The 25,543-nt window shown below is 62.0% G+C and carries 28 protein-coding genes; 8 read left to right on the top strand and 20 right to left on the bottom strand.

Going from position 1 to position 25,543, the window contains the following annotated elements; all coding sequences use genetic code 11:
- Positions 1–183 precede the first annotated feature (183 nt).
- On the top strand, positions 184–432 hold the full coding sequence (locus RA21_RS11060; protein WP_039148803.1) for a hypothetical protein: 249 nt from the start codon (positions 184–186) through the stop codon (positions 430–432).
- A gap of 70 nt (positions 433–502) precedes the next feature.
- On the opposite strand, the gene RA21_RS11055 is transcribed toward RA21_RS11060, so the two are convergent.
- On the bottom strand, positions 503–1,510 hold the full coding sequence (locus tag RA21_RS11055) for an Lnb N-terminal periplasmic domain-containing protein (RefSeq protein WP_029204755.1): 1,008 nt from the start codon (positions 1,508–1,510) through the stop codon (positions 503–505).
- Positions 1,511–1,644: 134 nt separating this feature from the next.
- On the opposite strand from RA21_RS11055, the gene RA21_RS11050 reads away from it, so the two are divergent.
- The 4 genes from RA21_RS11050 (at position 1,645) to RA21_RS11035 (ending at position 4,691) form a co-directional block, all read left to right on the top strand.
- The gene (locus tag RA21_RS11050; protein WP_039148800.1) at positions 1,645–2,394 is read left to right on the top strand and encodes an alpha/beta hydrolase; all 750 of its coding nucleotides are present in this window, start codon (positions 1,645–1,647) and stop codon (positions 2,392–2,394) included.
- The gene (locus tag RA21_RS11045; protein WP_039148798.1) at positions 2,394–3,383 is read left to right on the top strand and encodes an alpha/beta hydrolase; all 990 of its coding nucleotides are present in this window, start codon (positions 2,394–2,396) and stop codon (positions 3,381–3,383) included. Before RA21_RS11050 ends, RA21_RS11045 begins: the two co-directional genes overlap by 1 nt.
- A complete protein-coding gene (locus tag RA21_RS11040; protein WP_039148796.1) occupies positions 3,383–3,808 on the top strand; it encodes a VOC family protein in 426 nt (141 codons plus the stop codon). The genes RA21_RS11045 and RA21_RS11040 overlap by 1 nt, the downstream gene beginning before the upstream one ends.
- A gap of 121 nt (positions 3,809–3,929) precedes the next feature.
- Positions 3,930–4,691: an alpha/beta fold hydrolase gene (locus RA21_RS11035; RefSeq protein ID WP_039148794.1), complete on the top strand. Its 762-nt coding sequence runs from the start codon at positions 3,930–3,932 to the stop codon at positions 4,689–4,691.
- On the opposite strand, the gene RA21_RS11030 is transcribed toward RA21_RS11035, so the two are convergent.
- Both RA21_RS11030 and phaZ read right to left on the bottom strand, forming a co-directional pair.
- Positions 4,682–5,254 carry a DUF6151 family protein gene (locus RA21_RS11030; protein ID WP_039148792.1) on the bottom strand — a complete coding sequence of 191 codons (573 nt, stop codon included), beginning with the start codon at positions 5,252–5,254 and terminating at the stop codon, positions 4,682–4,684. The genes RA21_RS11035 and RA21_RS11030 overlap by 10 nt on opposite strands.
- A 4-nt stretch (positions 5,255–5,258) precedes the next feature.
- On the bottom strand, positions 5,259–6,536 hold the full coding sequence (gene phaZ / locus RA21_RS11025) for a polyhydroxyalkanoate depolymerase (protein WP_039149101.1): 1,278 nt from the start codon (positions 6,534–6,536) through the stop codon (positions 5,259–5,261).
- Positions 6,537–6,669: 133 nt separating this feature from the next.
- Here phaZ and RA21_RS11020 point away from each other — a divergent pair, with 133 nt between their 5' ends.
- Both RA21_RS11020 and RA21_RS11015 read left to right on the top strand, forming a co-directional pair.
- The gene (locus RA21_RS11020) at positions 6,670–8,472 is read left to right on the top strand and encodes a PHA/PHB synthase family protein (RefSeq protein ID WP_039148788.1); all 1,803 of its coding nucleotides are present in this window, start codon (positions 6,670–6,672) and stop codon (positions 8,470–8,472) included.
- 132 nt (positions 8,473–8,604) lie between these two features.
- Entirely contained in the window at positions 8,605–9,054 is a 450-nt protein-coding gene (locus tag RA21_RS11015; protein WP_019295600.1) for a phasin family protein, read from the top strand.
- A gap of 97 nt (positions 9,055–9,151) precedes the next feature.
- On the opposite strand, the gene RA21_RS11010 is transcribed toward RA21_RS11015, so the two are convergent.
- Complete coding sequence (locus tag RA21_RS11010; protein ID WP_036761864.1) at positions 9,152–10,900, bottom strand: adenylate/guanylate cyclase domain-containing protein; 1,749 nt, start codon at positions 10,898–10,900, stop codon at positions 9,152–9,154.
- A gap of 115 nt (positions 10,901–11,015) precedes the next feature.
- Positions 11,016–11,885 carry an NAD-dependent epimerase/dehydratase family protein gene (locus RA21_RS11005; RefSeq protein ID WP_039148785.1) on the bottom strand — a complete coding sequence of 290 codons (870 nt, stop codon included), beginning with the start codon at positions 11,883–11,885 and terminating at the stop codon, positions 11,016–11,018.
- A 197-nt stretch (positions 11,886–12,082) separates the two neighbouring features.
- Here RA21_RS11005 and phaR point away from each other — a divergent pair, with 197 nt between their 5' ends.
- Positions 12,083–12,637 (top strand): polyhydroxyalkanoate synthesis repressor PhaR, encoded by a 555-nt coding sequence (phaR, locus tag RA21_RS11000; protein ID WP_039148783.1) that lies wholly within the window; start codon positions 12,083–12,085, stop codon positions 12,635–12,637.
- 96 nt (positions 12,638–12,733) lie between these two features.
- Here the strand turns inward: phaR and RA21_RS10995 are convergent, their stop codons facing one another.
- From RA21_RS10995 to RA21_RS10925, 15 genes are all read right to left on the bottom strand, one after another.
- A complete protein-coding gene (locus RA21_RS10995) occupies positions 12,734–12,916 on the bottom strand; it encodes a hypothetical protein (RefSeq protein ID WP_241483500.1) in 183 nt (60 codons plus the stop codon).
- A 65-nt stretch (positions 12,917–12,981) separates the two neighbouring features.
- A complete protein-coding gene (locus RA21_RS10990) occupies positions 12,982–13,503 on the bottom strand; it encodes a hypothetical protein (protein WP_241477344.1) in 522 nt (173 codons plus the stop codon).
- Between the two features lie 93 nt (positions 13,504–13,596).
- Positions 13,597–14,802 (bottom strand): DegT/DnrJ/EryC1/StrS family aminotransferase, encoded by a 1,206-nt coding sequence (locus tag RA21_RS10985; protein WP_039148777.1) that lies wholly within the window; start codon positions 14,800–14,802, stop codon positions 13,597–13,599.
- Positions 14,803–14,946: 144 nt separating this feature from the next.
- Positions 14,947–16,257: an NAD(P)/FAD-dependent oxidoreductase gene (locus tag RA21_RS10980; RefSeq protein ID WP_193748065.1), complete on the bottom strand. Its 1,311-nt coding sequence runs from the start codon at positions 16,255–16,257 to the stop codon at positions 14,947–14,949.
- Positions 16,258–16,364: 107 nt separating this feature from the next.
- Positions 16,365–17,723 carry a glutamine synthetase family protein gene (locus RA21_RS10975; RefSeq protein WP_039148773.1) on the bottom strand — a complete coding sequence of 453 codons (1,359 nt, stop codon included), beginning with the start codon at positions 17,721–17,723 and terminating at the stop codon, positions 16,365–16,367.
- Positions 17,723–18,403: a type 1 glutamine amidotransferase gene (locus RA21_RS10970; protein WP_039148770.1), complete on the bottom strand. Its 681-nt coding sequence runs from the start codon at positions 18,401–18,403 to the stop codon at positions 17,723–17,725. Before RA21_RS10970 ends, RA21_RS10975 begins: the two co-directional genes overlap by 1 nt.
- Positions 18,404–18,488: 85 nt before the next feature.
- Entirely contained in the window at positions 18,489–19,808 is a 1,320-nt protein-coding gene (locus RA21_RS10965) for a glutamine synthetase family protein (protein WP_039149095.1), read from the bottom strand.
- 195 nt (positions 19,809–20,003) lie between these two features.
- On the bottom strand, positions 20,004–20,810 hold the full coding sequence (locus RA21_RS10960) for an ABC transporter permease (protein ID WP_039148767.1): 807 nt from the start codon (positions 20,808–20,810) through the stop codon (positions 20,004–20,006).
- On the bottom strand, positions 20,807–21,691 hold the full coding sequence (locus tag RA21_RS10955; RefSeq protein WP_019295587.1) for an ABC transporter permease: 885 nt from the start codon (positions 21,689–21,691) through the stop codon (positions 20,807–20,809). The genes RA21_RS10960 and RA21_RS10955 overlap by 4 nt, the downstream gene beginning before the upstream one ends.
- Before the next feature lie 111 nt (positions 21,692–21,802).
- Complete coding sequence (locus tag RA21_RS10950) at positions 21,803–22,510, bottom strand: transporter substrate-binding domain-containing protein (protein ID WP_019295586.1); 708 nt, start codon at positions 22,508–22,510, stop codon at positions 21,803–21,805.
- Positions 22,511–22,549: 39 nt separating this feature from the next.
- Positions 22,550–23,329, bottom strand: coding sequence for an ABC transporter ATP-binding protein (locus RA21_RS10945; RefSeq protein WP_039148764.1), 780 nt, complete (start codon positions 23,327–23,329; stop codon positions 22,550–22,552).
- A gap of 135 nt (positions 23,330–23,464) precedes the next feature.
- On the bottom strand, positions 23,465–24,238 hold the full coding sequence (locus RA21_RS10940; protein WP_019295584.1) for a phosphate/phosphite/phosphonate ABC transporter substrate-binding protein: 774 nt from the start codon (positions 24,236–24,238) through the stop codon (positions 23,465–23,467).
- Positions 24,235–24,675 (bottom strand): tellurite resistance TerB family protein, encoded by a 441-nt coding sequence (locus RA21_RS10935; RefSeq protein ID WP_019295583.1) that lies wholly within the window; start codon positions 24,673–24,675, stop codon positions 24,235–24,237. Before RA21_RS10935 ends, RA21_RS10940 begins: the two co-directional genes overlap by 4 nt.
- Positions 24,675–25,136 carry a tellurite resistance TerB family protein gene (locus RA21_RS10930; protein WP_036761872.1) on the bottom strand — a complete coding sequence of 154 codons (462 nt, stop codon included), beginning with the start codon at positions 25,134–25,136 and terminating at the stop codon, positions 24,675–24,677. The genes RA21_RS10935 and RA21_RS10930 overlap by 1 nt, the downstream gene beginning before the upstream one ends.
- Positions 25,137–25,178: 42 nt before the next feature.
- A complete protein-coding gene (locus tag RA21_RS10925) occupies positions 25,179–25,487 on the bottom strand; it encodes a DUF1330 domain-containing protein (protein WP_019295581.1) in 309 nt (102 codons plus the stop codon).
- Positions 25,488–25,543: the final 56 nt, after the last annotated feature.

Below are 25,543 nucleotides of genomic sequence, written 5' to 3'. Positions count from 1 at the left end.
AAGGCGGCTTTGCATGCGGTTGTAATTGCGCAGGAATTTCCGTTTGTGTGCCTGTGCATGCGATTGCACATATATGTATACAGGTAAGCAATTGAAAAATAACAAAAAAACTGTTGTCATGGACGCGGTGCTAGGGCAGGGTGACCGAAACCTGAGACCCAAGGACATACCAGGAGTGTTCCGATGACCCGCCCGAACCCGAACTTTGACCTGACGGTTGAAGATGTGGATCTGATTGAAACCGCGCTGTGCCAGTCGCAAAAGATCCTGTCGCACCGCCATCTGTCTTATGAGCATGGCGCGCAGATCGAAGGCGGGGCAAACGCGGAGAAGGCCGTGCAGACCGGGGAGATGCTGAGCCGTATCCGGAACCTGTTGAGCCGCTTGCAGGTTCAGAAGGCCGACGGGACACCTGCCGCTAGTCTGTCCTGATCAGCCGTAAGGCAAGCGAGGGGCCAGCCCCTCGCGGTCCCCGGGGTATTTTAAACCATAAAGATGCCGGTCAGTCCTGTGCGGGCGCCGGCACGCCTTCGCGGATCATGGCGGAGTAGTCGGGACCGACCCCATGCGCCTGCGCGATCGGGGTGATGCTGCCAAGCGCGCGCAGGTCTTCGACGCTGCGGCTTTGATCCAGAACGCCCTGTTCCCAGGCAAATTCCGGCAGGTAGCCATTCGCCAGCACCCGCCAGTCCAGCGGCACGTCCTCCGCGAAGCTGCGGATCAGGGTCATCACTACCGTGGTGCAGTTGGTGGTCAGCGAATTGTACCACTGGGGTTGTGCTGCCAGGCTGTTGGCGGTCTCGACGTATTTCAGCAGCAGTTCCCGGCCGGTGTCGGGGCTGACGCCGATGCGGAAAAGCTGCACGTCTTCGCCGCGGGCATTGGTGCGGGTGCCGACCAGATCGCGTTCATCCGCGGCGATCAGAACCAGCGTGTTGGATTTGAACAGATCGGCGATGGGGGAGAAACCGCCGCCCAGCTGGCGCCGCACCTCAACCGACCAGGCGATATGCTCGCCGCCTTCAAAGCCGAAGCTGACGATCATATGCGCCATCTGCGGGCCGGCCCAGTAGGACATGAACAGGTCGGTGGATTGCAGCTTGGTCAGATCGTAACTGCGGGATTCCCAGGCCTCGGTGAAGTTTTCCGGTGTGTCCCAGGTGAAATTGCGAACGCCGCTTAGGGTGAGGATGTCGCCCTCGACCGTGCCGGTCACCTGGCGGGCCACATCGGGCGACCAGTTGCGGTCTGCGGGCGGGGTGAGGGTGGACCACCACAGGATCACCGCAGCCAGTGCCAGAACGAAAGTAGTGAGCGCGCGCAAGGCGCGGCGGCGGAACAGCCCGGCAATGACGGCAAGACCCAAGAGGGCAATGCCGCCCGCCAGCGCACCCCGGCCCAGAGCTTCAAACGGCAGACGGTACCACAGGGCCATAACCGCCCAAACTGTCGCAAGGGCCACCGCAAGGATGGCGGCGCCAGTGAAAACGCCCTTGATGAGTCTGAACATGCCCCCACGGTCCTTCAAAAAATTTTTGCGGACCATAAGGAAGGCAGCGGGGGAGTTGCAAGCAGGCAGTGCTGCCGCTTGCGGGGCGGGCGGAGCCATGCCACATCTTGGGAAAAGCACAGGAGAGCAAAGACATGCCAGCTGCATCTTACCTTGAGACCGCCCAGGGCCGCCGGATTGCCTATCACAAGAGCGAGGGGCAGGGGCCGTGCGTGGTGTTCCTGGGCGGGCTGAAGTCGGACATGGAAGGCACCAAAGCAGTGCATCTGGAGGCCTGGGCCAAGGCACGCGGCCAAGCGTTTTTGCGGTTCGACTATTCCGGCCATGGTGAGAGCTCAGGCACGTTCGAGGAAGGTTGCATCGGCGACTGGCACGAGGACACGCTGGAGGCGGTGGCGCATCTGACCGAGGGGGAGATCGTGCCGGTGGGGTCGTCGATGGGTGGTTGGCAGGCTCTCTTGCTGGCGCGCGAGATGCCAGAGCGGATCAAGGGCCTGGTGACTATCGCCGCAGCGCCGGACTTCACCGAGGACGGCTATTGGGAAAAATTCTCGGAGGCGCAAAAGGCGGAACTCGAGAGCCGCGGTTATGTGGAACTCCCGAGCGATTATATGGAGCCCTATCACATCTCGAAACGGATGATTGAGGACGGGCGCAAGCGGCTGCTGCTGCGCACGCCGCTGTTCCTGCCCTTCAAGGTGCGCTGCCTGCAGGGAACAGCAGATACGGCGGTGTCCACGGAGACCGCGCTGCGGCTGATGGATCATGCAACCTGCCCGGACATGCGGCTGAACCTGGTGAAAGATGCCGATCACCGCTTCTCGGATGAGGCCTGCCTGAAGATGATCGAAGACGCGGTTCTGGACGTTCTGGGCGGCGCCTGATGCGCAGGTTCGGGCGCGCCTTGGGGCGGGGGCTGCTGGCCCTGGCGGTGCCCGTTGCGGCGCTGTGGGCCTTTGGCCCCTATGAGGACGTGGACCTCACTGCCAGTTTTGATGCGCGCAAGTTTGGTGAAGGCGTTCAGGTCTACTTTGAAAGCGTCGAGAGCCGCTACGGCGACATTACGCCGGGTGCGGAAAAGCGCGTGGTATGGGCTGGGCAGGCAGAGACACGGACGCCGGTCTCGGTCCTCTACATCCATGGGTTTTCCGCGACCTCCGAGGAAATCCGCCCGGTGCCGGACCGGGTGGCTGAAGCCTTGGGCGCCAATCTGGTGTTTACCCGGCTGACCGGCCACGGGCGTTCCGGGGCTGCAATGCTGGAGGCCACGCCCAAGGCCTGGATGCAGGACACGGCAGAGGCGCTGGCGGCGGCGGCACAGGTGGGGAAGCAGGTCGTGGTTATCGCCAATTCCACGGGTGCAACCCTCGCCACGGTGGCGGCGTTGGATGCGGAGTTGTCGCAGAGCATTGATGCAATGGTACTGATGTCGCCGAACTACGGGTTGAACACGGTTTTTGCTCCTCTGCTGACCTGGCCCGCTTCACGCTTCTGGCTGCCGCCGCTGGCCGGGCGCGAGGTAGAGCTGCCGGTGCGCAGCGAAGCCTATGGGCGGTTCTGGACCACGCGGTACCCGTCGCAGGCCGTGCTTCCGATGGCGGCAATGCTGAAAACGGTCAGCAAACTGGACTTCAGTCAAACGGATGTTCCTGCATTGTTCTGGTATTCAGATGGCGATAAGGTGGTGCGGCCTGACATCACTGCGGAGGTTGCTGCGGCCTGGGGAGGCCCGGTAGCTGTGAACCTGGTGCCACCGGGGGCTGCGGACGATGTGCACGGCCATATTCTGGCTGGGGAAATCGTGTCGCCCAGCCAGACGCAGGCAACGGTGGACGGCATATTGAGTTGGTTGAAAACACAAGGATTTGAGTAATGGAACAAAGGGTGAGCCTGATTACGCTGGGCGTGCCGGACATGGAGAAGGCCGCCGCCTTTTACGAGGCTCTGGGTTGGAAACGGGCCGAAAGCCCGGATGGCGTCATTGCATTTGATCTGATTTCGCAGACACTGGGTCTCTATCCGCTGGTGGCGCTGGCGGAAGATATCGGCCTGCCGCCTGAGGCTCTGGGAACCGGTGCCATAACGCTGAGCCACAACACCCGCAGCAAGGAAGAGGTGGCACAGCTCCTGGCAGCGGCAGAGGACGCCGGTGCGGAGGTGCTGAAGCCTGCGCAGGATGTGTTCTGGGGCGGCCATCACGGGTATTTCCGCAGCCCGGACGGGCATGTCTGGGAAATCGCCTTTAACCCGTTCTCGCCGCTGGCGGAGGACGGCGCGTTCCGCTGGAACGGTTACTGAGCGTGGCAGGGCGGCGGCAGCTTTTCTGTAAATTGCCGCCGCCCCGAGGTTTTTCTTGATCTAAGGGTTTGCCGTCCACAGAGTTGACAAACGGGTGGGAGGCAAACCGCGAGGGCAGGACATGCCTTATGATCAGCAACCGTGCCGCGAACCCCTGGTTTTGCTGCCGGGTATGATGTGCGACGGCCGGATCTTTTACGCTCAGGTCAGGACATTTTCCGGCAGCATGCCGGTGATGGTGCTGCCGCTGGCAGGCGGGGACACTGTGGAGAAGATCGCGGCCCGGATGCTGGCCCATTTGCCGCCGCGCTTTGCCTTGGCAGGATTTTCGATGGGCGGCATTCTGGCGATGGAACTGGTGCGCCGGGCCCCGGAACGGATCAGTCGGCTGTGCATCATCGGGGCTAGCCCGCTGGCCGAGACACCGGATCAGGCTGCAGGCCGGGAGCCGCAGATCGTCGCGGCGCGCGCCGGACGTCTGGAGGATGTGCTGCGCGAGACATTGCCGGCGGAAGCGCTTGCCCCGGGCCCCTTGCGGCTGGAGGTGCACAAGCTGTTCTGCCGGATGGGGATGGAGCTGGGGCCGGAGATGTATGTGGCGCAGGCACGCGCATTGCAGCGGAGGCCGGACCAGCAGGCCGCAATGCGGCGGGTGCATGTACCTACGCTTGTTCTCGGCGGAGAGCATGACACGATCGTACCCCCGGCCAAGCTGGACCTACTGGCACAGCTGATCCCGGAGGCGCGGCTGGAAATCCTGCCGGATGCCGGACATTTTCCGGTGCTGGAGCAGCCGGACGCCGTGAACCGGGCATTGCTGCACTGGCTGGCAGAACCGGTTGCCGAACCCGCTGCGGAACCCGCCCTTTACGCTCAGGGATAAAGTTTCGCGCGCTCTGTTTTGCTGATCAGCTGCGGCTCCGCCACCGGTTTTCCGGTCTCCGCATCAAAGAACGGCGTCTCCTTCCACCGGCCGGACAGCCGCGCGGTGATCATCCGGCTGAGGATGCCCCAGGCCATGGCGCCTCCGCCCTTGGTGCGGGCTTGCTTGCCGGGGGCGGGGAGGAAGGCCCTGGCCCGGATCTTGCCCAGAGCGGATTTGTCCTGGAACAGATCAGAGCGCATGCCGGCAAAGGGCAGGCCGGGTTTGGCCAGCGTATTGGCAAAGGGCGTGCCGCAGCAGGAGGCAAACCAGCGCAACGGCCCGCGGGGGCCGAGGCGGAGCGCCTTCAGATGCTCTGCCCCTTGGGTGATGGTGATGGTATCAGGGGCGAGCTGAAAGAGGTCGACCGGGTCCGGGGCCGGGTCGGGCTGGTTGTGGTACAGCTCATTGGCGCGGCAGTCGGCGCAGTAGCAGACAACCCGGGTGCCGGTCTTGATGCCTTGCGCCGCGACTTCACCGCGCAAGGCCCCGCAATTGCAGGAAAACGCCAGCCCCTCCGCCATATATTCAGGCAGCCGTGTTCTTGTTGGCGGGTTTGTGAGCTGCCGGCTTCTTGCGGCTGTTGGCATTCATGAAGTCGATGACCAGCGGGCGGATATTGTTGCGCCAGCTGCGGCCGGCAAAGATGCCATAGTGGCCTGCGCCCGGTTCCACATGGCTGGCCTTCTTCTCTTCCGGCAGACCGGTACAGAGATCCAGCGCGGCGATGCATTGGCCGGGAGCGGAGATGTCGTCCTTGGCGCCTTCGACGGTTTTCACCGCCACATCGGTGATCTTGGAGAAATCAACCTTGTGGCCGTTCACCACGAATTCATTGCGGGCGATCTCACGGTTCTTGAAGATGCGTTCGACGGTGGACAGGTAGAATTCCGCCGTCATGTCCATCACGGCGAGATATTCGTCATAAAACCGGTTGTGGGCATCGTGGTCGGATGCTTCGCCGCGGGACACCCGCTGGATCTGGTCCATGAAGGCCTTGGAGTGGCGTTCACCGTTCATCGACATGAAGGAGGCAAGCTGCAAGAGGCCGGGATAGACCTTGCGGCCCACGCCGGGGTATTTGAAGCCGACGCGCTGGATCATGGTTTCCTCCAGCTGGCCCATGGTGACACGGCGGCCAAAGTCGGTGACTTCGGTCGGGGTGGCGTCCGGGTCCACCGGGCCGCCGATCAGCGTCAGCGAGGAGGGCTGCGCCTTGGGGTCCTGCTCTGCCAGATAGGCGGTGGCGGCCAGGGTCAACGGCACCGGCTGGCAGACCGCAACAACATGGATGTCCGGTCCCAGCTCGCGCATGAAATCAACGAGGTAGAGCGTGTAATCCTCAACATCGAATTTCCCTGCGGAAACAGGGATGTCGCGGGCGTTGTGCCAGTCCGTCACATAGACTTCACAGTTTCTGATCAGACTTTGCACGGTAGAGCGGAGGAGGGTGGCGTAATGGCCGGACATCGGGGCAACAAGCAGCACCTTGCGGGGCTGTTCCTCGCGTCCGCTGACCTTAAAATGGATGAGGTCGCCAAAGGGGCGCTCGACCACGTTGGCAATTTCAACCACATGGTCCTTGCCGTCTTCGCAGGTGAAGGAGGGAATACCCCAGTCGGGTTTCACCACCATGCGCTGGTAAGTACGTTCCGTCACTTCGCCCCAGGCGGCCATCCAGCTGAGGGCAGGGTTTGGCAAGGCGGAAAAGACCGGGTAAGATGCCATGGAGAGGGCCGTGGCGCCCAACCATTGGTTGGTGTTCCGGACGGTCTCCATCAGGTCGTAGGTCATCATGTATCGCATGCGCGTCTCCTTCGGGCTTTGCCCCTGCGTCATCGGACCATCAAATCCGGACTATCGGACCAATCGCCGCTTTGCCCTGAAAAATGCAGAAGAGTATTCTGCATAGCAGAAAGCCTATGAGGGATTCTTTTATATGACAACTAGTGACGAATTATCCGCAGCGGCCAATTCTGAGAGTATTGAAAAGCTTAAGGAAAACATGACCCGTGTGGAGGAGCTGAGCAAGCGTCTGGCCGATGTCATGTCCCGGAAGGTGCCGCATAACCCGGCTTTGGACGGTCCGAATCAAGAGCTTTATGCGCGTGCAGCAACTGCCTATTGGGCCGAAGCCATGCAGAACCCGGCCAAGATCCTTGAGCAGCAGGTCGAATACTGGAGCAAGTCTGTGCTGAATTTCGCAGAAGCGCAGAAAGCCCTGGCTGGAAAACCGGAGAGCACGGATGACGGCGGCCCGAAGGACCGCCGTTTTTCGAATCCGCTGTGGGAGAGCAGCCCGTACTTCAGTTTCGTGAAGCAGCAGTACATGACCAACGCAGATGCGATCCGCAAGGCGGTGCAGGATGCGGTGGACCTGGACCGCAAGGACAAGCAGCGGCTGACCTATTTCGCCGATCAGATCATCGAGATGATGGCGCCAACCAATTTCCTGCCCACCAACCCGGACGCGCTGGAAAAGGCGGTGGAAACCGAAGGCCAGTCGCTGATCGACGGGCTGGAGAACCTGGTCACCGATCTGGAAGCCAATAATGGCGAGCTTGTGGTGCGGCTGGCGGATGAGAGCGCCTTTGAGCTGGGCGGCAACATCGCCACCACGCCGGGCGACGTGGTCTACCGCAACCGGATGATGGAGCTGATCCAGTACAAGCCGGTGACCGAGACCGTGCATGAGACGCCGATCGTTTTGTTCCCGCCTTGGATCAACAAGTTCTATATCCTCGACCTCAAGGCGCAGAACAGCCTGATCAAATGGGTGACGGAGCAGGGCTACACCCTGTTTGTGGTCTCCTGGGTCAATGCCGACGCCAGTCATGCCGACGTGGGGATGGAGGATTACATTCAGGAGGGCTTCCTGACCGCAATCGAGACCGCCAAGGAGATCTGTAAGACCGATCAGGTCAATGCAGTGGGCTATTGCATTGCCGGCACCACGCTGAGCCTGACGCTGTCGCTCTTGAAGCAGCGCGGCGACAAGTCGGTGAAATCGGCCACCTTCTTTACCACGCTGACGGACTTCGGCGATCAGGGCGAGTTCACGCCGTTCCTGCAGAACGATTTCGTCGACGGGATCGAGGCGCAGGTGGAGGAAGAAGGGCTGCTGCGGTCCTGGGTGATTGCGCGCACCATGTCGTTCCTGCGTTCCAAGGACCTGATCTACGGCCCGGCTGTGAAAAGCTACATGATGGGCGAGACGCCGCCTGCATTCGATCTGCTTTACTGGAACGGCGACGGTGCCAATCTGCCGGGCCGGATGGCGGTGCAGTATCTGCGGGGCCTCTGCCAGAACAACGAGTTTGTTGGCGACGGGTTCGAGCTGATGGGCCACAAGCTGCATATCAAGGATGTGGATGTGCCGCTGATGGCGATCACCTGCGAGACTGACCATATCGCCCGCTGGAAAGACTGCTATGCCGGCGTGCAGCAGATGGGGTCACGCAGCAAGAGCTTCATCGTGTCGGAATCCGGCCATATCGCCGGCATCGTCAATCCGCCCAGCAAGAAGAAATACGGCCACTACACCAATGACGATCTGAAGGGGGATCAGGAGGCCTGGCTGGAAGGCGCGGATTACCACGAGGGCTCCTGGTGGCCGCGCTGGAACGATTGGCTCAAGAAGCGCGCAGGCAAGCAGGTTCCCGCCCGCGAGGTGGGGGATTCGGGCTTCCCTTCTTTGATGCCGGCCCCGGGATCCTATGTGAAGGTGAAAGCAAACCGTTGATTTTGCAGGTGCAGAAAATTTTTTTCTGCACTGCAGCAAAAATCTCTTGAAATGCTGCGATGCGGCACGCATATTCCCTTCATGCTAAGAGCGCAGGATGGTCCTGCTGCAGCTTTCTGAGGAATTAGAACTATGGCAAAGACCCAAGACTTCACCGCGATGATGAAAGACTTCATGGGCGCCTTCCCGGTCGACACCAAAGCGATGGAAGACGCATTCAAGAACACCGCAGCTCTGAACGAGAAGCTGTCCGCTGTTGCACTGGACGCCGCCGGCAAATCCGCCGAGATCTCCAACAAGTGGACCAAAGAAACCATCGCCAAGCTGAGCGACGTTTCCAAGGTTCAGGCTGACCCGGCAGACTATGCCAAGGCCGCAACCGATTTCGCGTCCGCTTCCGCTGAAGTGGCTGCCGAGAACATGGCTGCCTTTGCTGAAGTTGCAAAGAAAGTCCAGATGGACACCGTCGAACTGATGATGGCGGCCGGCAAAGACGCAACCGAAGAAGCAACCGCTGCCGTGAAAAAGGCCACCGAAGAGGTGACCTCTGCAGCGAAGAAAGCTTCGGCAGCTGCCAAGTAAGAACGACCACGATCCGGCCCTCGCTCTCCTCCCTGACGGAGCCGGATTGTGAAGAAGGGCAGGCCGCAAGGCCTGTCCTTTTGCGTTTCAGGGGAGGTCAGTCCGGCAGCCCGGCGCGGCGCAGCCCGTCGCAGTAATGCTCCAGGTCTTCTTCCTTGGCAAAGGGCAGCGTGCTGCGGATGCGGCTGACTGAGAACCCGGGCTCCAGCTGCAGGATGCGCCCGCATTCCTGGGCTGCGGCGGTACGGTCACCCAGCTGGCCGTAACAGGCTGCCAGATGGCGGCGCGGTGCCGGGAACCCCGGAAACAGGCCGACCGCCTTGTTCACCTCTGAGATGCCCGGCTGGTATTCCCGGCACATGTATAGCGCCAGCCCTTTGAACCAATGAAAATAGGTCGGATGGAACGGGTTGCGTGCTGTGGCTTCATCCAGCTCGGCAAGCGCCTTTTCCGGCATGCCCTGATAAACCAGGGACAAACCGCGGAAGGCCATGGCGTCGGTGTCATTCGGATTAAGCGCCAGCGCACGCTGGAAATGATCCTCTGCCAGTGAAAACTCGCCCTTGAACAGGTGCATGACCGCGAGGCGCCGCTGGGCAACGCTGTCCAGCGGGTCGATACGCGCTGCACGGCGCAGCAGCGGGAAGGCCCGGTCGAGGGTTTCCGCGGGTGACTTACCCCAGCCGCTCATCCATTCCACCAGATAGGTCAGAGCGAGCCCTGAACAGGCTGTGGCATTTCCGGGATCGGAGTCGCTGGCCTGCTGATACAGGCTGCGGCACTGCATCAGCGCATCGCGGGTATCCAGGATCAGCGCCTTGGCTCTGAGAACAAGCTCCCGCGCGGTCAGGGGAGTGCTTGCTGCGGCAATTGCAGCCGACCTCCGCTTTGCGGTGGCCTGCAGCTGTCCGGCAAGAGTTTGGGTGATCTGCCGGGCCAGCGCGTCCTGCTGGGTGATATCCGCACCAGCTGCCAAGTGGTATTGTTCGCTGAGCAGAGTGCTGCCGCTGATGCCATCCGCCAGCGAGACCGCAACCCGCAGTTTGCCAGGAAGCTGCCGCACGGTGCCCTCAGCCAGGTAGCGCACGCCCAGTTCAACAGCGGCAAGGGAGGTCTCCGAGGCACTGCTGGCATAACGCAGAGCCGTAGTGCGGGAGATCACCCGCAGTTCGCGGAACCTGGAAAGGCCGATTGTGATATCTTCGGTCAGCGAGTCCGCCAGGCTGCTGGCGCTGTCTGCGGCAGCGGGTTTGCCGGCAAACGGCAGCACCGCAACGGAGATTTCATAGGCCGGGCCTTCGGGATCCAGCTGCGGCATGGTGTTTTCGGCAATGCGGAAGATCCGCACCGGATCGGAGATATTGCGGATGACCTGCAGGCCAAGATCGTCGAAGGCAGCGTTGATCCGGCCGCGGACCTGTTCTTGCACAGTGCCCGAAACGCAGATTTCGCCAGGACCTGCAAGGCTTTCAAGCCGGGCTGCAATATTGACGCAGTTTCCGAACAGGTCGTCACCGGCAGAGATGACATTCCCGGTGTGGATCCCCATCCGCAAGGCCAGACGCGGATGCCCAAGGCTGGTGCCCTGGCTTGCGGTTTTCTTGGAGATCAACAAGGCAGCCTTCACGGCTTGCAAGGAGGAAGGGAACTCCAGCAGAAAGCCGTCCCCCAGTGTTTTGACAAGCTGGCCCGAATACTGAAGCGCTGCGGGCACGATGACCTTGTCGGCCAGTTTACGCACCGCGGAAACGGCCTCGGTTTCTCCGGTTTCCACCATCGCGGAAAAACCGGCCACGTCAGCGATCAGTATGGCAGCTTGTCTCTGTCTGTCCCCTTGGTCAGCCATATTCCCCGCCACCACAGACTCAAAGACCTGACCTTTATTATATCATATTGAGAGTTTTTTGCGGGAATTTAGATGCAAATAATATGATATTTCTTCAATGGGTTCTGGCCTGTCTTCAAAACTGCGCAGTGTGGAAGCTGGAAAACCGGGGCTGCCAGCCGGTCAGGCGGCGCAGCTTTTCGGATCCCATCTGCTGGTCCAGCGTGGGGCCTTCCGCCCAGCTGCCGTATTTGCACAGCACATGTTTCAGGCTGCGTACCACATAACCGCCATCATGGCCGCGGCGGCGGGCGATTTCACGGGTGATCTCGGCAACCGGAACGCCATCCTGGGCACTGGCGTTGAAGTGACCGCTGAGGTCTGGGTTTTCCAGCAGCAGCCGGTAGGCGCGGGCCAGATCTTCACGCTGGATCAGCGGCCAGCGGGTGGAGATGCTGCCCCAGATCTCGAACGGCTTGGCTTCGCTGGCAGCCGCCAGGTAGCGTGAGAAGGCGCCGCCGTCCTCGTGATAGACCAGCGCTGGGTGGATCACCGCGGCTGAGATGTCCGGGGAGGCCAGTACCAGGCGGGCGTTCTTTTGCATCCAGGCAAAGGGTTTAATCGGGCGCATTGGGCTGGTCTCATCCGCGATCTGACTGCCGGTCGCGCCATAAAGCCAGCAGCCGCCTGTGTAGATCATCCGCAGCGGCTCCGGCCGCAGGGCGGCTTGCTGCAGGATTGCGGTGACAGCTGCAGTGTCTGCCTCAGCCATGTCATCCTCGAAGGTTGCGGCAAGCTGGATCAGGCCGTCGGTGCGGGCCGCCTCGCGGGCCCAGGCGCCAGGGGTGCGCAGGTCGCCGCGCAGGGGGCGGGCGCCCATCCTTTCCAGTTTGCGGTCCGACAGCTCCGACCGGCTGAGACCGGTCACATCATGACCGTGGCGGATCAGTTCTTGGGTAACGGCGGTGCCTATGGATCCGGTGCCGCCGAGGATCAGGACTTTCATTACTGTATGCTCTCCCGCTTCGGATTCTGGTGCGGGATCACTCATAAAAGCTCAAGCCAGGTTCAGGTCAAGCGCTTTGAATGCAGCTGCAGCAGGGCTGTACAGAACAATTGTTGCGGAAAACACGCCAAGGCTTCCCTTTTGTTCTGCGCTGGCATAGGCTTCGCTGCAATGCGTCATGACCGGGGAGGGATCACATGGCAGAACAGGACAAACCCTTGCTGATCAAACGGTATGCGAGCCGGCGGCTCTATAACACCGAGACCAGCGATTACGTCACGCTGGAGGATATCGCGGGGTTCATCCGGGAAGGCCGAGAAGTGCAGATTGTCGATCTGAAGACTGGCGATGACCTGACTCGCCAGTATCTCCTGCAGATCATCGCCGAGCATGAAAGCCGCGGCGAGAATGTTCTGCCGGTCAATGTGCTCAACGACCTGGTGCGCAGCTACATGGTGCCGGGCGGCGGGGTGATGCCGCAGTTCCTGCAGACCTCCTTTGACATGCTGCGAGAAAGCCAGTCGAAAATGGTGGAGAACATGACCGCTATGAACCCGATGTCCAAGATGCCCGGGTTCGAGGCGATGAAGGCGCAGCAGGAGGCGTTCCTGAAGGCAATGACCGGCGGTTTCGGTGCCGCGGGCTGGACCGGCGGTGCTGAGGAAGAGAAGTCCGACAGCAGCGGCGAAGATCTGGACGACATCAAGAAACAGCTGGCAGCGCTGCAGGATAAACTGTCGAAGATGAAATGAGGCGCATCGCCCAGCGCTGAAAGCACAGCCTAAAGGTAAGCCCCCTGTCCGGTTCGGCGGGGGCTTTTTCAACGGGCAGGTACATGCGAGTGCGGATCAGGAGCCGGCGTCGACCTTCAGCACGTTGTGCAGCCGGTGATAGGGAGCGTTCTGGACGATCTTGTCCAGGTCCTTTGCCTCCGCAGCGGGGCGCGCGCGCATGAAAAGATAGGCGCTGGCGCCAAAAGACAGGGCGCAGGCGCCGACGATCGTGCTGACGATGACAGTCTCAAGTCCCATGGCTTCAAACATGCATTTCTCCGTTTGCACAGCCAATATAGGGCAGGAAAGCTGAAAATTCCATATCACTTCCCCTCCTTCTTCAGTTTGCCTGCTTCCAGCACGTGGCGGGCAAGGGTCTCGGCGCTTTCCCGCTCCTGCGCTCGGCGGCGCATTTTCACCCTTCCGCCGATGCGGGAGGCGGTGGCAAAAACAAATCCTGAAAAAGACAGCAGGGTGAGGCCAAAGGCCAGCCCGCCGGTCACCGTGTCTGCAATCGTGGCGCCAAAGCTAGCCAGCAGCGCGCCGGCGGCCAGACGCTGCGCCCATTGGCCGATAACCTGATCCGCGTCGCGGGCCTGGGCTTCCGCCTCTGCCGCCTCGGTGGCAAAGGCGGTCAGCAGGTCGGCCACGGCCAGGCCGCAGTCCGGGTCGTTGGACGCACGGAGCGCGGCGAGCAGCGCCGCCCGTTCCGCGCGGTCCGATACAACCGCGCCAATGATCTGGCGCAGCTCATCACCGGGGACTGCATCGCCCATGCTCAGGGAGTTTGCCATCGCCACCAGCGCGGTGGCCGGGCGCCGTTTGAATTTCAATGGGCCTTTCATGAGCGGCACCGTGGACGGCACAAGCCTGGATTGCAATCGCGAAAAGCCCCGGCGCGGAGGCCGGGGCTGGTATTCGCTAAAGCACTGATTTTCTCAGGCGGCAGCCTTGCCCATGGTCTCTTCTGCGGCGGCCAGCAGGATGCCGGCAATCACGTCCAGCTCCGCCCGGGTCAGCCGCACCGGCAGGCGCACGTCGCAGGCCTTCATCAGCATGTCACGGGTCTGGGGCAGCTCAGGGACATTGCCCAGGAACTGCCAGTTCCAGAAGGCGCGGGCGTTGTCGGTGGACAGGCCGAAGACCTGGACCTTGACGCCCTTGGCCTCTGCTGCGGCGGCAAAGGCGCGGGTCTGTGCCTCGCTGAGATCCACCAGGTTGAACTGGATTGAATCCGGCGCCCGGCGCTCCGGCCCCAGCGGTGCGGGCACGTCAAAGAAGGGGGAGGCGTTCAGCCGCTCCGCCACGTAATCGTGGTTGGCGAGGCCGTCGCGCACCCGGCGGGCCAGTTCCGGCAGCTGCGGGCGGATCACTGCGGCAGAGAGGTTGCTCATCCGCAGGTTATAGAGCGGCAGCTGGTTTTGCCACTTGGCAAAGGCCTGTTCCAGGTCCGGGGTGTTTTCGCCGTGCGGGCCTTTGTGCTTTTTCCAGTTGTGCTCATAAGCACCGGACATGATCACGGCGCGGGCAACCAGGTCGGCGTCGTCGGTGATCAGGATGCCGCCTTCGCCGGCGTTGACCATCTTGTAGGACTGGAAGGAGAAGCAGCCCACCTTGCCGATGGTGCCTATGTTCCGGCCGTTCCAAGTGGTGCCCAGCGAATGGGCGGCGTCCTCGACAACTGGAATGCCGCGGGCGTCGCACAGCGCCATGATCGCGTCCATGTCAGAAGTATGGCCGCGCATGTGGCTGATGATCACCGCCTGCACGCTGTCCAGCTTGGCTTCGAAATCAGCCATGTCGATGCGGTAGTTGTCAGCCACCTCGCACAGCACCGGCACGCAGTCGGCGTGCACGACGGATGAGGGCACGGCGGCAAAGGTGAAGGCCGGGATCAGCACCCGGGCGTCGCGGGGCAGGCCAAGCGCCTTCAAAGACAGGAACAGAGCCGCCGAACAGGAAGACACCGCCAGCGCATATTTGCAGCCCAGAAGCTCCGCATATTCCTGTTCCAGCAGCGTGACCGGCGCATCCTGGGGCGCGGTGTAGCGGAACAGGTCGCCTGATTGCATCAGGGCATCGATGGCGTCGCGGGCGGCTGCGGGAATGGGTTCAGCGTCATGAACGTTGGGCGGCAGAGCCATATTTCAAAATCCTGAATTGTTTCTTTGGGAAATGTAAAACTAACTTTCCGGGAAGCCAAGGCCGGACGCAGCGGAATCTGCTGCGCCCGGCAAAATTTCACAGAATTGTTGCGGAGTTGCGCGGAATCCGGCTCAGGCCGCTGTTCAGACGCCCAGCCGGTCGCGCATGGCAAACCAGGTCATCGCCAGCACCAGCAGCGGCGAGCGCATCCGCGGCCCGCCGGGGAAGCGCGGGGCAGGGACGCGGGCCAGGGTATCAAACCCTTCGGCCTGTCCCTGAATCGCCTGTGCCATCAACTGGCCCGCATGGGTGGCGGTGCCGACACCGTGGCCGGAGTAGCCGGAGGCTGTCAGCACATTGGGCGCCAGCCTTGCCAGATAAGGCATCCGTTTCATGGTGATGCCCAGGGTGCCCCCCCAGGCATAGTCGATCTGCACATCCTTCAGATGCGGGAAGATCTCCGCCATCGGCTTGCGGACGGTGGCGGAGATGTCTGCCGGGAACCGGTAGCCATAGCTTTCGCCGCCGCCGAACAGCAGCCGCTTGTCATGGCTGAGGCGGAAGTAGTTCACCACGAACTTGGTGTCAGCGACCGCCACGTCGCGGGCCAGAACACGGGCGGCGTCATCGCCCAGCGGCTCGGTCGCCACCACGAAGTTGTTGATCGGCATAACCCGCGCAGCGACCTGGCCGTTCAGCCCGCCGAGATAACCGTTGCAGGCCAGGATCAGGTGATCTGCTGTCACAGTGCCGCCCGCGGTGCGAATGCGCAGCTGGCTGCCTTCCTGAATGTCCAGAACTTCGCTGCCTTCGTGGATGACAGCTCCTGCAGTTGCGGCTGCGCGGGCAAGACCCAGAACGTAGGCCAGCGGGTGCAGATGGCCCGCACCCATATCGAGAGAGCCGCCAACGTAGGCGGGTGACGGGCAGAGCGCCTGCATCGCGTCGCGGTCCAGCAGTTCGATCTGATCATACCCGTAGCGGTTTTGCAGATGTTCCGCGTAGGCGTGCTCATGCGCCGTTTCGCCCTTGGAGAAACAGGCGTGCGCGACGCCGGGCTTCAGGTGGCAGTCGATGCCGTGGCGGGCCACCAGATCCTTCACCAGATCCTTGGCACCTTCGGCCAGATCCCAGAGCTTACGGGCATCATCCAAACCGACCAGCTTTTCCAGCCCGTCCTGCTCCATCCGCTGGCCGCTGCCGAGCTGGCCGCCGTTGCGGCCCGAAGCGCCAAAGCCCACCCGCTGCGCTTCCAGCAGAACAACGGACAGGCCGGCCTCTGCCAGATGCAGTGCAGCAGACAGGCCCGTGTAGCCGCCGCCGACGATGCACACTTCCGCCCTTACATCGTTTTTCAGCTCCGGAAAACGCTCCAGCAGCGCGGCGGTCGCCGCATACCAGCTGTTTGGATACTCGCCTTTGCGGTCATTGGAATAGAGCAGGTTCATCGCCATCCCGCACCTCACCTGTTGGCGGGATTTCCCGGAAGGGATCCCGCTGTTCTTCTTTGCCCAAATACTCAATTGCACAGGCGCTGCACCGGGGCGCAGCGCCTGCGGCTTCAGACGTTCATCAGCAGATGCTCGCGCTCCCAGGGGGAGATGACCTGCAGGAACTCCTCATACTCCGCGCGCTTCACGATGGAGTAGACGCGGGCAAAGTCTGGGCCCAGCACTTCGTGCAGCTCCGTGGCCTCGTCGAACAGGTCAAGCGCCTGACCCATCACCTGAGGGATATCGCCTTCGCCCTCATAGGCGTCGCCCTTGAACTGCTTGCGCGGGCGTTCCTCGTTGACCAGGCCGAGATAGCCGCAGGCCAGCGACAGGGCGATGCCCAGGTAGGGGTTGCAATCCATGCCGGCGATGCGGTTTTCCACCCGCCGCGCTTCCGGCCCCGACAGCGGCACGCGGATGCCGGTGGTGCGGTTGTCGCGCGCCCATTCCAGATTGATCGGCGCGGCGTGATCCTTCACGTAGCGGCGGTAGGAATTCACATAGGGCGCCATCACGGCAATGCCTGCAGGCAGATGGTTTTGCAGCCCGGCGATGAAGTTGTAGAACGCGTCCGTCTCGCCGCCCTGCGGGCCGGAGAAGATGTTCTGGCCGGTCTCCACATCCAGGATCGAATGGTGGATATGCATGGCAGAACCGGGCTCATTCTCGATCGGCTTGGCCATGAAGGTGGCAAAGCAGTCGTGGCGCAGCGCAGCCTCGCGGATCAGCCGTTTGAAGTAGAACACCTCGTCCGCCAGCTTCACCGGGTCGCCGTGGCGCAGGTTGATTTCCAGTTGGCCGGCGCCGCCCTCCTGGGTGATACCGTCGATCTCAAAGCCCTGATGCTCGGCGAAGTCATAGATGTCGTCGATCACCGGGCCAAACTCGTCCACTGCAGTCATCGAATAGGCCTGACGCGCCGCAGCCGGGCGGCCGGAGCGGCCCATCATCGGCTCAATCTCCTTGGCCGGGTCGATGTTGCGGGCGACCAGGAAAAATTCCATCTCAGGTGCCACAACCGGCTTCCAGCCCTTATCGCGGTACAGCTGCACCACGCGCTTCAGCACGTTGCGCGGGCTGTAGGGGATCGGCTGGTCATGCCGGTCGAAGGCGTCGTGGATCACCTGCAGGGTCCAGTCGCCGGTCCAGGGCGCAGCGGTGGCCGTGGACATATCCGGCCTCAGGGTCATGTCCTTTTCGATCCAGCCGTCCTCGTCCGCGGCATCCGCCCAGTCCCCGGTGATGGTCTGGTAAAAGATGCTGTCGGGCAGATGGAAATAGTCGGTCTTTGCGAACTTCGATGCCGGTACCGCCTTGCCACGGGCGATACCGGGAAGGTCCGAGATAACGCATTCGACTTCGTCGAGACGACGCCCCTCCAGATAGGCTTTTGCTGCTTCGGGAAGGGTGTCGAGCCAGGCTGACATTAGGTCCTCTCTTTCCTGTAAAAATCTGCGAGGAGGGTTGCGATATCTTGGTTGTCTACGGGGGTGTCCAGCTCGGCGGCTGCACGATCCAGAAGGTCGTCAGGCACCACGCCGCGGCCGCGTTTATCAATCAGGCCGCCCACGAAGGCGTTGGGGAATTCGGGGTGGGGCTGCCAGGAGATGATGTGGTCGCCATAGGCAAGGATGCCATTACGGCAGAACTCATTGCCGCCCAGCACCCGCGCGTCTTCGGGCCGCTTCACCACCTGGTCCTGATGCCAGGCGTTCAGGGTCAGGTCCTTGCCGTCCACCTGATAGGTGACCGGGCCGACGGCCCAGCCGCCCTCGAACTTCTCGACCTTGCCGCCAAGCGCCTGGGCGATGATCTGATGGCCGAAGCAGATGCCCGCCAGCGGCTGTTTGCGTGCATGGATGGCGCGGATCAGATCCTCCAGCGGAGGGATCCAGGCGTGGTCTTCATAGGCGCCGTGCTTGGAGCCGGTGATCAGCCAGGCGTCGGCGTCCTGAGGGCTGTCCGGCAGAATGCCGTCCACCACCGCCCAAGTCTGAAACTCAAATCCGTTGCCGTCCAGCATATCGCGGAACATGGCGTCGTAATCGCCGAAGTCTCCGAACAGGTCTTCGGGGGAGTGGCCGGTTTGCAGGATGCCGATTTTCATGAGTCACCAAATTTGATCAAATTGAGCCTAGCCGAGGATGCCGGGGCGGGCAAGGGGCTTCCCGGGCGCCGCAGGCAAAGCGGGTTTATACCGCCTCCAGCCAAGACAGCCAATGGCTCTCCATGGGGCGTTCCGCAAAGCCAATGAGCTCCTGCCGCTTGGTCATCACAAGATTGCGGATGGCGAGGTCCGGAAGGATGCGTGCAATCAGCGGGTCGGTGTCAAACCAGTTGATCGCGGTCTCCCAGTCGGCGGCCAGCTGCGGCAGGCCCTCGATCTCATAAATGTTGCCCTCGGAAGGCGCTGGAGGCTGCATCTTGTCCTCGATCCCGGCCAATGCTGCACCCAGCACAGTAGCCAGCATTAGGTAGGGGTTGATGTCGCCGCCTGCGACCCGGTGTTCGATCCGGCGTGCCTTGGGGCTGCCGCCGGGAATACGGATGGCGGCGGTGCGGTTTTCATAGGCCCAAGCGGCGCTGACCGGGGCGTGGGCGCCGGGCACCAACCGGTCATAGGAGTTGCCGTGCGGGGCAAAGATCAGTGAGCTGGCGGGCATCGCTGCCAGACAGCCGGCCACCGCGTGCATCAGCAGATCAGACCCTTTGTCGCTGCCGTCGTCAAAGATGTTGTTGCCGTCCTGATCCTCGACCGAGAAATGCACATGCATGCCGTTTCCGGCTTCCTCGGCATAGGGTTTGGCCATGAAGGTCGCGGCAAATCCGTGTTTGCGCGCAAGCCCTTTGACCAAAGCCTTGAATAGCCACGCATCATCGGCGGCGCGCATGGCCTCCTGGTGGAGGAGGTTGATTTCGAACTGCCCGAGGCCGGCCTCGGAAATGGCGTCCTGGGCGGGAATGCCCATCGCCTCTGCGCCGTCGTAGAGATCGGAGAAGAACTCGTCAAAGGCGTCCAGTTCGGCAATCGACAGCACCGATTGCTGATCCAGCTCGCGGCCCGTCAGCGGGTCAATCGGCGGGGCCGGGCGGGCACCGCTGTCATCCAGAAGGCTGAACTCCATCTCGGTCGCGGCGACAACGGTCCAGCCGCGTGCGCTGTAGCGCGACAGCACGTCTGCCAGTACATGGCGGGGGTCGCCCAGGAAAGGGGAGCCATCCTCCCAGTACATCGCCATGGGCACCAGCGCCGAGGCACTCTTGAGCCAGGGCATCGGCACCGGACCGCGGTTGGTGGGCAGCATCACGCCATCAGCGTCGCCGGTTTCAAAAACCAGCGGGCTGTCTTCGACGTCGCGGCCCCACAGGTCGACGTTGAGGGCGGAAACCGGCATCCGGGCACCGCCGCTTTCCAGCTTTCCGGCCTGGCTTGCGGGCAGCCGCTTGCCACGCATCTGGCCGTTCATATCACAGGCGGCAATGCGGATTGTCTTCAGTCCGGGCAGGTCCATTTGGGGCTCCATGAATGCGTTGCGCCAACCCTAGCCTATGGAAATCCATTCGCCAAGATAATTTGATCAAAAGTTCGATGTGATGGCCGTGCAGCTGGTGGATTGTCGGTGCGAATGGGCGCATCTGGCCATGCAGAGAAGCTGTCTGGGCCTCCGTTAAAAGCAAAAATGGCTCCCGAGGGAGCCATTTTGTTGTTAGCGGATCAGGCTGATCCTCAGTCTGGGCTTGGCCCGCCGCTCCTGCGGCAGATGCTTGTTCAGCCGCCGGTTCACAAAGCCGAACAGGCTGATAATCACCAGCGTCAGCAGGATGAAGTAGAAGGCCAGGATCGGGTAGGGGACAAACGGGTTGAAGGTCTTGTCCGCGAAATAGCTGGCGTAATAGAGTGCATCGCCCTGCTGCCGCCAGGCCGGGAAGCCGGAGAAGAACACCAGTGTGGTGGCATGGAACAGGAAGATCGCCTCGTTGGTGTAGGCAGGCCAGGCCAGCCGCAGCATGGTCGGGAATGTGATGCGGCGGAAGCGGTTCCAGCCGGTCATGCCATAGGCATCGGCGGCCTCGATGTCGCCCTTTGGTATCGACAGCAGTGCGCCATAGAAGATCTCGCCCGAGTAGGCTGCGGTATTGCAGAACAGTACAACCAGCGCCCCGAGCCAGGCCGATGTGAACGGATCAAAGAAGCTGGACACGCTTTTGAGGCTCAGGAAACAGGCGTAGGCAAAGAAGAACTGGATGAACAGCGGGCTGCCGCGGAACACGAAGATGAACCACTCTGCGGGCTTGCGGAACAGCGGGTTGGGGCTGGACTTACCGACCGCCAGGGCGACTGCCAGGAAAAAGCCGGTCATCAGCGCCAGTGCGCCGAAGTAGACGTTCCAGATCAGGCCGGAACCGATCAGGGTGAAATGCTCGCACAGGGTGTATTCGCCGCGCGGCAGCAGCCGTTCGCCAAAGCCCAGGGAACGGAAGGCATAGGCCTGGATGGTTTCAACGCAACTCATGCCGCTGCCTTTCTTTGTGCTTCACCCGCTGCGGTGGCCTGGCCCTTGGTCAGGCGGGTCATGATGCGGTCCAGAACCACTTCGGAGACTTTGGTGAAGCAGAGGTAGAACACCAGCAGCGCGAAGAAGTATTCAACATGCCAGTTCGGGTGCGGGTAGTCGGTGAAGCGCGCGGTCTTGGTGCCGCCGAGTTCCTTGGCCCAATAGACGATGTCTTCAACGCCCAGCAGGAACAGCAGCGGCGTGGACTTGATCAGCACCATCCACAGGTTCGACAGGCCGGGCAGTGCATAGACCCACATCTGCGGCACCAGGATGCGCCAGAATGCCTGGCGGTGGGTCATGCCATAGGCCTCAGCCGTTTCAATCTGGGCGCGCGGCACGGCGCGCATCGCCCCGTAAAGGACGTTGGCCGCAAAGGCGCCAAAGACGATGGAGAAGGTCAGGACGGCCAGAAAAAAGCCATAGGTTTCATGCACCCACTGCGGCGAGGTCGAGAGCGGCAGCTTGGCTGCGTCGCAGACCACAAAGTCGATGCCCTGGCGGATCGGCTGGTCCCAGTCCGGGCATTTCACCTTGTGGCGCATCCACTCAAACGCCTGGTCAAGCGCGATGACGAAGAACAGGAAGAAGGCAATGTCCGGCACGCCGCGTACAATGCTGGTGTAGCCTTTGCCGAACCAGCGCAGAGGCAGGAATTTCGAGCGGGCGGCACTGGCAGCGCCGAAACCGAACAGCAGGGCTGTCGGGGCGGTGATCGCCAGCAGTGTCAGCACCACAAAGACCGAGATGTAGAGGTTCACATGCTTGCCGGTGGTCAGATAGCAGCTGAGCCAGCTCAGCCCCTCAAGCGTGGATGGGTCCGTGCAATAGGAAAACATATGTACCCTGTCTTTCTGTGCTCACGCCCGGCACGCTTGGTGCCGGAAGCGAATGAATGAGGCCCGCGTGCCGCGGCTCGCGGGCCTGCAAGATCCTGAAACAGGATCAGATTACCACTGTGAGGACACTTCCCACTTGGCGATCAGTTCGTTCAGCGAGCCGTCGTCTTTCATCGACTGGATTGCCGCGTCGAACTTGCCGCGCAGGTCTGCATCCGACTCGCGGAAGCCCATGCCAACGCCGCCGCCCAGGGATTCGGATTTCTCCAGCATCACCAGGTCGTCGCCGACCACAGTGTCCAGGAAGCTCTTGTCGGCCAGAACCGCGTCAGCTTCACCGTTGCGCACGGCTGCGACGGTTTCTTCCGGGGTGGCGAATTCGACCAGGGTCCAGCCCTGCTCGGCGATGAAGGCCGCCTGGATGGTGGTGGCCTGGGCCGCGATCACGCCGCCTGCCAGATCGACGTCAGCCGACTGCGCCACATATGCGGACGGATCCGGCGGCGTGTAGGGCTGGGTGAAGTCGATGACTTCGTCGCGCTCGTCGGTGATCGACATGCCGGCGATGATGGTGTCGTAGTTGCCGGAAACCAGGTTCGGAATGATCGAATCCCAGTCGTTCTTGACCCACTCGCAGGTCAGTTCTGCGCGCTTGCACAGCTCATCGCCCAGTTCGCGCTCGAAGCCGTCGATCTCGCCGGCGTCGTTGACGAAGTTCCACGGCGCATAGGCGCCTTCGGTGCCCAGGCGCACGGTGTCCGCCAGGCCCATGCCCGCGGTCAGCGCCAGGGCGGCGGTGCCAAGGATCAGTGATTTCATCGAGTTACTCCCATTTTTGGTTGGTTATTGGTTTCGTTTTTATTGCTCATGGCGGGTCGATGACAAGAACGCCCGCAACCGTTCGGAGCGGGTGCCGCCAAAGACTTCGTCCGGTGAACCTTCTTCCTCAATAAGGCCCTGGTGCAGGAACACCACATGGCTGGACACATCGGCCGCCATTTTCATGTCGTGGGTCACGATCAGCATAGTGCGGCCTTCAGCGGCAAGATCCTTGATCACCTTGACCACTTCCTGCTCCAGCTCAGGATCCAGTGCCGACGTGGGTTCGTCGAATAGCAGCGCCTCCGGCTCCATGCACAGGCCCCGGGCAATCGCCGCGCGCTGCTGCTGGCCACCGGACAGCTGCGCCGGGTAGACGTCGCATTTGTCGCCGATGCCGACCTTTGCCAGATAGTGGCGGGCCTTCTCCTCAACCTCTGCCTTGTCGCGGCCCAGCACGGTGACCGGGGCCTCCATCACATTCTGAAGGATGGTCATATGGGCCCACAGGTTGAACTGCTGGAACACCATCGACAGGTTGGTGCGGATGCGCAGCACCTGCTTGGCATCAGCCGGGCGGCGCGCCAGCCCCTGGCCGGTCCAGGTGATCGGTTCGCCCTTGAACAGGATTTCACCCTGCTGGCTGTCCTCCAGCAGGTTGCAGCAGCGCAGCAAAGTGGATTTGCCAGACCCCGAAGACCCGATCAGCGACACCACGTCGCCTTTCTTGGCGGTGATGTCGACGCCTTTGATCACTTCCAGCTCGCCATAGGATTTATGCAGGCCGCGGATTTGCAGAACGGGCGTTGTATCGGTCAAGGTGTCGTTGTCCCTGTGAGTGGAAATTCGTTCTTATTGGACCGAAAAAAAGACCGAATGCAACGTTCAAACCGCACAAGCTGCTGTCTGAGTTGTCAAAACGGCGGATTTGGCGGCCCATTTCGGAGGCGGCGGCTACGTCAGCTCCGCTGCACGGATGCGCTGTTCGGTCAGCACCGGGCCGGGCGGGGTCGGCACCGCGAGATAGTCGCTGGGGGTGAACCGCACCAGCCCCTTCAGATGCAAGCATGCCTTGGTGTCTGCATCCAATTCGCTGATGGCCGTTTCAATGGCGGTGAACAGCTCATCCGCATCCCGGCCCAGGGCTGTGATATAGGGCAGGGTGGGCGTCGGCACTGTGCGCTCAATCTCGGCCAGGCCGGCGGCAAAGGTGTCGTGTTCCCGGATCAACTCCCAGGTCAGCGCATCTAGGGAGGCAAAATCGGCGCGGCCTTCCGCGACCGCTTCGGCAGACAGCCGGTGGCCGCCGGTTTCCACCAGCGCGCCGGGCAGGATACTGCGGTCGTGCAGGTGCACCATCGCCGCGGCCCAGCCCGATTGCGACAGGGATTCGTTATAGGCAAAGCGGCGTCCAGCTAAGGCGGACAGCGGCTGGCCTGCGTCTTCTTTGCGGGCAATAAACACGCTGTTGTAATAGCCGGGTTCGCAGCCGGGAAGGCCGTAGTCGGGAGTGCCCACCAGCTCCACCTCTCCGTAAAGCCGGGTGCGGTAGGGGCAACCGCAGGTTTGCGAGAGCAGCAGATCCGGGGATTTCCAAACCTGCCAGAAATCCGCACCGCGGGTCAGCGTTTCTGGCCCGCCGCTGAGGTGTTTGCGTATCTCCGTCCAGAACCTGTCGTTTGCCGCTGCGGTTTCCGGGCGGTCGTACATGCCTAGATGTGCAATCATTTCGCAGCCTCTGCCCGTTTGCGCGCCATGGCGCTGTCCACATCGGAAACCCCCAAGAGGCTGGAGGACAGCCGCAGCAGTGCGTCCTCATTGGCGTCCCGGTGCCCGTCGGCCAGCGCAACTTGCCACAGCGCCTCGACCACGCCGGTGCGGTCTTCATAGGCCACCGCGTCCTTGATGGCGCGGGTGAAGCGGACGGTATCAGGTGCCTCAGCCTCCATGGCCTCCGCCTGTTCGCGCAGGATCAGCGTGCCGCCGGTGTCCAGCCCGTAGCGGGCAGTCAGGATCCGGTCGATGCGGTCCTTCTCCACTTCGGAATAATTGTGGTCGGAGCGGGCTATTCGCACCAGCAGCGCCGTCAGCGCCAGTTTTGCGCCTTCGTCATCCAGCTGCGCAGGGGCGGGCTCCAGCAGCCGGTTCAGCAGTTCCTTGAACATCAGCTCTCCCCCGCTGTGCCGCTGAATTTCTCAACCGCTCGGGCGCGGGCCTTTTCACTGTCGGCATAGGACAGGCCCATAGCCTTGCGCGCGTCCTCAATAATGGTGATTTCGCCCTCGTGCTCGTTGCCGTCTGCCAGCACCACCTCCCACAGGGCATCCAGCGCCGCCAGGCGTTCCTCCAGCCCGGTGGTCTCGCGGATCAGTCGGCCGAAAGTGTCTGTTTCGGGCGCTGCTGCGTGCAGTTTTTCGCAAGTGGCGCGCACCTTGGCGGCCTCAATCGCGTTGTGCTGGTAAAGCCGCGCCAGGATCCGGTCGATCAGGCTGATCTCCTCCAGCTTGTAGTCACGGTCTGATTGCGCCACCCGCACCAAAAGCGCCCCCAGCGCCAGTTCGGCATCCGGGTCGGGAAGGGCGGGCGGCTCAGACGGGCGGAACGCTTGAAAGAATTTCTTGAGCAAGGGCATCGGCAGACCTCTGGCAGAGCAGCAGGGCAGACGGCTTCAGCCGCCGTACCCTTCGATGATGTGCATATCACCCGTCGAGACCAGATCGCGAAAGGCCTTGGCGTTCTGATAAGCCACGGAATCATAGCAGGCTTTAGCGGTTTCGAAATCCTTGAATTCAAGGACAACGGTGCGGGCCTTGAACGCGCCTTCACGCACTTCCCGCTCGCCGCCGCGGATCAGGAACTTGGCTTCGTACTCCTCCAGCACCGGCCGCGCTGCCTTGATATAGGCTTGATAGCGCTCCATGTCGTTCACATCCACATGGGCCACCCAGTATCCCTTGGGGGTGGTTTCATTGGGCATGGCTGCAGCCTCCCTTGTTCTTATGGTTGACGGCAGGCTGATACAAAACCGCCGCA

Origin of the sequence: Leisingera sp. ANG-DT, from assembly GCF_000813785.1 — a bacterium.
Taxonomy (GTDB): Bacteria; Pseudomonadota; Alphaproteobacteria; order Rhodobacterales; family Rhodobacteraceae; genus Leisingera.
This window is presented reverse-complemented; position numbering and strand designations above follow the sequence as displayed.

Bases quoted from the DNA above. Each gene is read 5' to 3' on its own strand.
- RA21_RS10955 (WP_019295587.1), bottom strand. From the start codon at position 21,691: ATGTTTTCCTATTGCACGGACCCATCCACGCTTGAGGGGCTGAGCTGG.
- RA21_RS10995 (WP_241483500.1), bottom strand. From the start codon at position 12,916: ATGGGACTTGAGACTGTCATCGTCAGCACGATCGTCGGCGCCTGCGCC.
- RA21_RS11060 (WP_039148803.1), top strand. From the start codon at position 184: ATGACCCGCCCGAACCCGAACTTTGACCTGACGGTTGAAGATGTGGAT.
- RA21_RS10935 (WP_019295583.1), bottom strand. From the start codon at position 24,675: ATGTTCAAGGAACTGCTGAACCGGCTGCTGGAGCCCGCCCCTGCGCAG.
- RA21_RS10970 (WP_039148770.1), bottom strand. From the start codon at position 18,403: ATGAAAATCGGCATCCTGCAAACCGGCCACTCCCCCGAAGACCTGTTC.
- RA21_RS10965 (WP_039149095.1), bottom strand. From the start codon at position 19,808: ATGGACCTGCCCGGACTGAAGACAATCCGCATTGCCGCCTGTGATATG.
- RA21_RS11005 (WP_039148785.1), bottom strand. From the start codon at position 11,885: ATGAAAGTCCTGATCCTCGGCGGCACCGGATCCATAGGCACCGCCGTT.
- RA21_RS10990 (WP_241477344.1), bottom strand. From the start codon at position 13,503: ATGAAAGGCCCATTGAAATTCAAACGGCGCCCGGCCACCGCGCTGGTG.
- RA21_RS10950 (WP_019295586.1), bottom strand. From the start codon at position 22,510: ATGAAATCACTGATCCTTGGCACCGCCGCCCTGGCGCTGACCGCGGGC.
- RA21_RS11010 (WP_036761864.1), bottom strand. From the start codon at position 10,900: ATGGCTGACCAAGGGGACAGACAGAGACAAGCTGCCATACTGATCGCT.
- RA21_RS11050 (WP_039148800.1), top strand. From the start codon at position 1,645: ATGCCAGCTGCATCTTACCTTGAGACCGCCCAGGGCCGCCGGATTGCC.
- RA21_RS11040 (WP_039148796.1), top strand. From the start codon at position 3,383: ATGGAACAAAGGGTGAGCCTGATTACGCTGGGCGTGCCGGACATGGAG.
- RA21_RS10980 (WP_193748065.1), bottom strand. From the start codon at position 16,257: ATGGCGATGAACCTGCTCTATTCCAATGACCGCAAAGGCGAGTATCCA.
- RA21_RS11035 (WP_039148794.1), top strand. From the start codon at position 3,930: ATGCCTTATGATCAGCAACCGTGCCGCGAACCCCTGGTTTTGCTGCCG.
- phaZ (WP_039149101.1), bottom strand. From the start codon at position 6,536: ATGCGATACATGATGACCTACGACCTGATGGAGACCGTCCGGAACACC.
- RA21_RS10960 (WP_039148767.1), bottom strand. From the start codon at position 20,810: ATGAGTTGCGTTGAAACCATCCAGGCCTATGCCTTCCGTTCCCTGGGC.
- RA21_RS10985 (WP_039148777.1), bottom strand. From the start codon at position 14,802: ATGGCTCTGCCGCCCAACGTTCATGACGCTGAACCCATTCCCGCAGCC.
- phaR (WP_039148783.1), top strand. From the start codon at position 12,083: ATGGCAGAACAGGACAAACCCTTGCTGATCAAACGGTATGCGAGCCGG.
- RA21_RS10940 (WP_019295584.1), bottom strand. From the start codon at position 24,238: ATGATTGCACATCTAGGCATGTACGACCGCCCGGAAACCGCAGCGGCA.
- RA21_RS11055 (WP_029204755.1), bottom strand. From the start codon at position 1,510: ATGTTCAGACTCATCAAGGGCGTTTTCACTGGCGCCGCCATCCTTGCG.
- RA21_RS10975 (WP_039148773.1), bottom strand. From the start codon at position 17,723: ATGTCAGCCTGGCTCGACACCCTTCCCGAAGCAGCAAAAGCCTATCTG.
- RA21_RS11045 (WP_039148798.1), top strand. From the start codon at position 2,394: ATGCGCAGGTTCGGGCGCGCCTTGGGGCGGGGGCTGCTGGCCCTGGCG.
- RA21_RS10925 (WP_019295581.1), bottom strand. From the start codon at position 25,487: ATGCCCAATGAAACCACCCCCAAGGGATACTGGGTGGCCCATGTGGAT.
- RA21_RS11030 (WP_039148792.1), bottom strand. From the start codon at position 5,254: ATGGCGGAGGGGCTGGCGTTTTCCTGCAATTGCGGGGCCTTGCGCGGT.
- RA21_RS11015 (WP_019295600.1), top strand. From the start codon at position 8,605: ATGGCAAAGACCCAAGACTTCACCGCGATGATGAAAGACTTCATGGGC.
- RA21_RS11020 (WP_039148788.1), top strand. From the start codon at position 6,670: ATGACAACTAGTGACGAATTATCCGCAGCGGCCAATTCTGAGAGTATT.